A 6,133-nucleotide genomic window follows, 5' to 3' on the forward strand; every position below is an offset into this window, starting at 1 on the left:
CTCGCCCCCGGTTGAGCCGGGCGGAGGCTCTAGGGGCAAGATGCCATCGTGCCCACCATGGTTGTTGAGATCCACGTGCCGTTGCTGCCGACGCCCGACCTGCCAGATGGCGCCTACCCGTTTCCCTGGATCGACGAGGTCGAGGACTTCCTGTCTGATCTCGAAGACCAAGGTGACGCGGAAGTCTTCGATGAGGGCGAGGAGGACGGGGACGTCTACGTCTTCTTCATCACCGGAACCAGTCAGTGGGATCTTCTCGCGGTGGCGTCCCGCGTGGCCACGCTGCCCGGGGTCCCTGCAGGAACCATTGCGGTCGTCAGTACCGACGAGGCCGAGGAGTTCGGCCTCGGGCCACGGGTGGCGCTTCCACTGCCTGCGCTCTGAAGGCGGGTGCGGCGCCTCCGCCCTTTGCCCAGGTCGGTGCAGGTCGTGCGGCAGCGGGCACCGTGTGCATGACGAAGTGAAGCTCCTGGTAGACGAGTTGTCGACCAAGATCAACCTGTCCGCCCGGAGCTTCGCATGCTTGTCTACCCATCGGGACTGGACCTGTCCAGTTCAGCCCTGTCACCTGGGACAAGCTGTCGGACTCGGGCCGTCTCGGGGCCGTATGAGGGCGCTCAACGACGACCAACGCTGACAACCACATCTAGGTCGCAGGTCGCAGCGTTGATCGATTACACGGCCGCAGGTCAGAGATCTAGCGCTTCGCTTCGTCGGCTACTGGTCGCACACGCTTGACTCGCCCATTGAAACTCCTGGCCAAGGTCGCTACGCCGACCGCGTGGACACCTAGATCGTTCGCGTGGTCAGGCAGAAGGGATGACCGGCCGGGTCTGTGAGCACCCGCCACCTGTCGCCACCCGGTTGATGCTCAGGCTTAGCCGCGCCCAACTCCAACAACAGAGCCTCAGCCTCGTCGAGGTCGTCGACTGCGAAGTCGAGGTGGAGTTGTTGCGGCACGGTCTGATCAGGCCAGCGCGGAACCTGATAATCATCGACCCGTTGGAAACCGATGAAGAGCCCGTCGTCGCCACTGAGTCCAGCGAAGTCACCGTTGGACTCGGCGTGGAGCTCAAGCCCGGTGGCCTGCCGATAGAACGCGGCCAGCGCCTCAGGGTCAGGGCAGTCGAGTGTTATCGCCGTCAGCTTCATCTGCGGTGGCATCGTCACACCATAGTGAGATCACTTCCATGACCGCTCCAGTAACGCCCGACGACCATTCCGGGGCCGTCTCGGGGCCGTCGGAGGGTGCTCAACGACGACCAACGGTCGCAGGTCAGAGACCCGGTCCTGCCTTCTTGGACTGCTGCGCGCCCTTCAGAAGGTTCAGAAGCAGCAGCCTGAGCGGTCCGTGCTGCGCTGTCCGCCGTGGAGGTCGTCGTCATGGCCTGCGTCGAGCCCCCATTGCGGGGTCGGCCGTCCGTCCTTGCGGAACTGCTGGCCGAGGGTCCCGTACGGCTGAGGCCAGCCCGGTGGGGAGTCCTCCCAGGTCTCCTGCCGCCCGCGGACGGTCATGTCGAGAATGCCGTAGGACGGGGCCATGGGTTCGACGCCGCGGCCGGTGGTCCAGTACGTCTCGTGGACCCGGTCCCCGTCTCGGAGGTAGCACGCCTTCATCCCGAAATGGCGGCCGGCCAGGAGCCGTTCACGCGACTCGGCGGGCACGGAGTACCAGGGCATGTCCCAGCCCATGAAGCGGCGGTAGCGGTCGGACTCCTCGAAGGGGCCCTGGCAGAAGGCCGCGAAGGTGACGTCACGCTGATGCAGATAGAACTCACAGGCCCGAGCCCCGTGGACCGAGGTAAGCCGGGTTCCAAGATGCACGTCCTGTCGGACGCGAACGGACTGCCCCTGGTCGTCGGCGTCTCGGCCGGCAACACCCACGACAGCGAAGCGCTGAAGCCCATGGTCGAGGGTCACCAAACGAGACACGACCCCCACCGCGGCCGCCACTTCAAGCCTCAGCGCCTGCACGCCGACAAGGCCTACGACATCCACCACCTGCGGAAATGGTTACGCGGCAAACGCATCGGCGTACGCATCGCCCGTAAAGGCATCGAGTCCAGCGAACGCCTGGGCCGCCGTCGTTGGGTGATCGAGCGGACGATCTCACGGCTGTCCGGCTACCGCCGACTCAGCCCCCGCTACGAACACGATCCCCGCAACTACCTGGCCCTTCTCGGCCTCGCCGCCGCTCTGTGCTGCTACAAGCGACTCCTCCGCCTCACCACATAGGACACCGTCTAAATGAGAGGCGGAGGCGTCACCTCTCCTCAGCAGGTGGGCTTGCTACTCCTCAGCACCTTCAAGGACACACTGGATCTGCTCGTTCGCGCGCTGTTGGCTGCGGTGAATCGCCTTCGCGTAGAAGCTGAAGACGACAGCGATGCCGTGGCCTGCTCGGCGTGCGACTTCTGCGGGGGAGACACCAGACTCAAGGCTCGCTGCGCTCGCTCGGCCGGCGGTCAACGGCACCAGCCGGTAGAGGCAGGCTGAGCGCCCAATCAACTTGCTTGGGGACGAAGAAGTCCGGAGCTAGAGGCCATCGCGCTCGACGGGCGAGCCGTCAGGGCCCAGAGAGAAGAAGCGCGGTGGGCCCATGGCGTCCACGGCCTTCTGCAGCGCCGCTTCCCGCTCCGCGGGATCAGGGCCGTGTGGGTCCCGGACCCGGAAGCCGTGCAGTCGGATGCTATCCGTGTCGATGTCGTCCGGCTCGGGGTGGCCCTCCAGTACGAAGCCGCAGAGCGCGCGCAGTGCGTCTTCGCCCAGTTCCAAGGGGTGGAACGGCAGTCGGTACGGCTCTTCGTCCTCGTCCGGCCAGGGGATGACGTCGGCCGGGCGGTCTCCGGCCCAGTAGGGCAGTTCAAAGGAGAGTGGTTCGCCGATGTTCTCGATGATGCCGCTGTCCGGGGACAGGCTCAAAGAGCGGACGAGTCGGCCGTCCTCCCACACGGCGAAAGCGAGCCAGTCCACGACGCTGTGCATGGCGTGCAGCACGAGCCGCCGGCCGGCGCTCGACGCTACGAGGTATTCCGGGAGCTGGGAAGGAAAGTCGATCATCACCCTCTGGTCGCCGATGACCTCGACGCCGGGCCAGCTCGCCGCGTACGCCGTCCCCTCCGGGGGGTACACGCCGTCCCAGAGAGTCGAGCCCTCGCTCTCCTCCATCTCCCAGCCCGGGTAGAGCAGCCGCATCATGCCGGCCGTGCGTGCGAGGTCCGCTGTGCCCGCTTCTCGCAGCAGTTCCGGTACCTCACCGTCGGCGTACACCAGAAAGCCCGTCTTGGCTCCCAAAGCCCCTCCCCAGGGTGTGGCCCTCGTTGGCGGATGCACAGTAGCCGCCCCCACTGACAAAGCGAGATGACGAAGCCCGAGGGCCCCCGGCTGGGCCGTCTCTGGGCCGTCCGAGGCCGCTCAACAGTGACAAATGACGACCAACGACGACCACCAGGTGCACGAGCCCACCGCCCCTGACCAGCAAAAACCCAGCTCACCAAGATCCACGGCAAGACCCAGGGCAAGAAGAAGTAGTCTTCGCGATCACGCCTGCCACCTGTGCGTACGGCGTGGGTGGCAGGCACGATGGCGTCTCGGGACCTGCCTCCCTTGAGGCTTGGCCCTTGTGCGCTTGCGGTCTGCGGTGTGCCCCGGGGCGTCGTGCAGGTGGTCCGGTCCTCCGCGAGGTTGGTCGCGCTGGGTGTGGTGACTGACATGCAGGTGGACAATCAGGCAAGTTGGCGTGAACGCAGTACGCTGCCGCTATCTATCGTGGTGCCTGCGGCGGGGGCTCGACCGGCAGGCCTGATTTTCCTGGGGACTAAATGCGCTCAATCGCCATAGGTGCCGCTCTCTCCGGCGCCCTGGCACTCACCGTCGCAAGCGCTCCAACGGCTCAGGCCGACGAGTCGTGGGGCGGCGACACAACGATCACCAGCGTCACGGTCAACGGTGGCAAGCCCATTGTGGCCGGCATCTCCAACACGGTCACCTTCTCGGCTTCGGTGACCGCCACCGATCCGGACGGCATCGATACGGCCCGCGTGTTCGTGTGGCACGGCGGCCCCAAGGAAGAAGACACGGACATGACGGTGCCGTTCGGCCGTCCTACGTGCACAGCCGTCGACACCACGACGAAGACCTGCGTCGTCCCCTTTACCCTCAACCCCCGCGACCTGCAGAAGAACTCTTGGGCCGGGCAGTGGAAGGTCGGCGTCGACGCCTTCGACAAGGGCAACGGCGGCATCTCCCTAGATGCCTACAAGTACACGAACATCCAGCGCTACTCGAAGCTCAGCGTCAACGCTTCGCCGGAGCCGGTCGCCAAGGGCAAGACCATCACCGTCACTGGCAAACTGACCCGCGCCAACTGGGAGACCCACGACTACCGTGGCTACACCAATCAGCCGGTCAAGCTGCAGTTCCGCAAGGCGGGAACAGACACCTACACGACGGTCAAAACCGCGTACACCAACAGCACCGGCATCCTGAAGACCACCGCGACAGCTGCCAGCGACGGCTACTGGCGCTACTACTTCTCCGGCACCAGCACGACCGCGACGGTCAAGACCGCCGGGGACTACGTAGACGTGCGGTAGACAGAGGTATCACGCACTGATCAAGCCCCCACAAACGGCTTCTCCGTCGGTGGGGGCTTGATGCTTTGTTGGGGCCGTCTCGGGGCCGTCAGCTGCTTGGCATGGCCGTCACCCAGCTGCCGCGGCTGTTTTGCTGAGATCCAACGCTGACATCAACGAGCCCGGACGGCGGCATGCGGCAGCGTCCGACGATGGCACCCGGGCACAGGTCAGACCGCAGCCACGCAGGCGCGGGACTTGGCGTGCCCTGTGGGGTGGGTGGGAAGGATGTCGCTGTGCCCGAGTCTTATCCGGAGGAGTTCCGTCAGGACGTCGTGCGTGTCGCGAGGAACCGCGGGCCGGGTGTGACGGTCGAGCAGATGGCCACCGATTTCGGAGTCCATCCGATGACGTTGTGGAAGTGGACGCGTCGCGCGGACATCGACAACGGGACCAAGCCCGGAACGACCAGCCAGGAGAGCGCAGAGCTTCGGCAAGCGCGTCGGCGGATCAAGCTGCTGGAGCAGGAAAACGATTTGCGCAGCGACCAGCGGGTGAAGGGCTGGCCGAGCTTGGTCGGGCGGGTGGTGGCCGTCTGGATGACGAAATCCTCGTCGTCACGACTGAGTAGGCGGGGACGGCCGCCCGCCCACGGAGGGTCCAGGCAGACCAGGCCGATCTCGTTGAACCGGTGGATGAGGTCGCGGACGGTGTCCTCGTCGGCCTGCACCGGCTGGGCGAGTCCTCGCCCGCCGGTACCGCACCGAACTCGTGCTGCCCCGGCGCACGATCTGCTGCAGCCGCTGCCCCTCCTGGTCGGCCAGTCTGCGCACACGGGCAGACTCAGCCACCGCGCCTCCAGCGGTCGGAAGGGTCGTCGCCGCACGTCCAACCGTCCTCACCATCAACCCGGCGAACCTACTCGGTCAGAGCACTAGCTGGAGCGGTTCGTCAGCCGGGGCCCCTGCTCAAGCAGCTCAAGATCACGCGGGCCGTCGCGGCGGAACTCGGTCGGTCGCCGGGCCCGTTGCCGTGCCGCCGCGCTACTGCCTACCGCTTGGATGGGTCCGACGAGGGCAGGCGTTCGAGCCACCGCGTAGCGAGCGGATAGGCAGCCGCTGCGGCAAGGAGGCCCGTCAGTCCGGTGACTGTGTGCTCGTACAGGGGAAACACCTGGCTGACGTGTCCGAAGACCAGCACCTGAGCGCCCCAGAAAGCCGCCAAACCAGCCAACATGCCTCCGGCAGACTCCTTCGTCCACCGCCTCCTGCCCGCAGGGACAGGCGCGGGCGCCTGCACGAATTGGCCGTCCGGGGATGGCGCGAAAGGGTCGATCACGCTCCCGTTGTACTGGTCGTCGATCAACGGCACAAGAGGGCGCCCAGCCCGTAGGCCCAACCGGCCCGCCGCGGCCTGGCGCTGCGGCGGCACATCCTCAACCGGGACCCGGCGAACCAATCCGGTCACAGCACTAGTGTGATGCGCCAGAAATCCTGAGGGTTAGTTACTACCCTGTTGCCATGTCGCATCCTGGGCCTTCTGCTGTGGAGATCACGCTG

Annotated in this window: 5 protein-coding genes and 3 pseudogenes; 4 read left to right on the forward strand and 4 right to left on the reverse strand. The window is 66.0% G+C overall.

All coding sequences use genetic code 11. The annotated features are described in order from the left end of the window. Positions 1 to 57: 57 nt before the first annotated feature. Entirely contained in the window at positions 58 to 384 is a 327-nt protein-coding gene (locus tag ACFQ9Z_RS34645) for a hypothetical protein (RefSeq protein WP_383029392.1), read from the forward strand. 405 nt (positions 385 to 789) lie between these two features. Here ACFQ9Z_RS34645 and ACFQ9Z_RS34650 read toward each other — a convergent pair whose 3' ends face one another. Then, positions 790 to 1,164, reverse strand: a complete 375-nt coding sequence (locus tag ACFQ9Z_RS34650; protein ID WP_383029376.1) for a VOC family protein — start codon at positions 1,162 to 1,164, stop codon at positions 790 to 792. Positions 1,165 to 1,326: 162 nt separating this feature from the next. Beyond that, a complete protein-coding gene (locus ACFQ9Z_RS34655) occupies positions 1,327 to 1,884 on the reverse strand; it encodes a DUF899 family protein (protein WP_383029378.1) in 558 nt (185 codons plus the stop codon). On the opposite strand from ACFQ9Z_RS34655, the pseudogene ACFQ9Z_RS34660 reads away from it, so the two are divergent. Further along, positions 1,771 to 2,235 (forward strand): annotated as a pseudogene (locus ACFQ9Z_RS34660) (IS5 family transposase); the annotation flags it as partial. The gene ACFQ9Z_RS34655 and the pseudogene ACFQ9Z_RS34660 overlap by 114 nt on opposite strands. 300 nt (positions 2,236 to 2,535) lie before the next feature. Here ACFQ9Z_RS34660 and ACFQ9Z_RS34665 read toward each other — a convergent pair. Then, complete coding sequence (locus ACFQ9Z_RS34665; protein WP_383029381.1) at positions 2,536 to 3,294, reverse strand: DUF6928 family protein; 759 nt, start codon at positions 3,292 to 3,294, stop codon at positions 2,536 to 2,538. 527 nt (positions 3,295 to 3,821) lie between these two features. On the opposite strand from ACFQ9Z_RS34665, the gene ACFQ9Z_RS34670 reads away from it, so the two are divergent. After that, entirely contained in the window at positions 3,822 to 4,595 is a 774-nt protein-coding gene (locus ACFQ9Z_RS34670; protein WP_383029384.1) for a calcium-binding protein, read from the forward strand. A 191-nt stretch (positions 4,596 to 4,786) separates the two neighbouring features. Then, positions 4,787 to 5,047, forward strand: a pseudogene (locus tag ACFQ9Z_RS34675) (transposase); the annotation flags it as partial. A gap of 62 nt (positions 5,048 to 5,109) precedes the next feature. Here ACFQ9Z_RS34675 and ACFQ9Z_RS34680 read toward each other — a convergent pair. Beyond that, positions 5,110 to 5,425: pseudogene (locus ACFQ9Z_RS34680) on the reverse strand (helix-turn-helix domain-containing protein); the annotation flags it as partial. Positions 5,426 to 6,133 lie beyond the last annotated feature (708 nt).

It is taken from the genome of Streptomyces sp. NPDC056580 (assembly GCF_042793175.1).
In the GTDB taxonomy this organism is placed as follows: Bacteria; Actinomycetota; Actinomycetes; order Streptomycetales; family Streptomycetaceae; genus Streptomyces.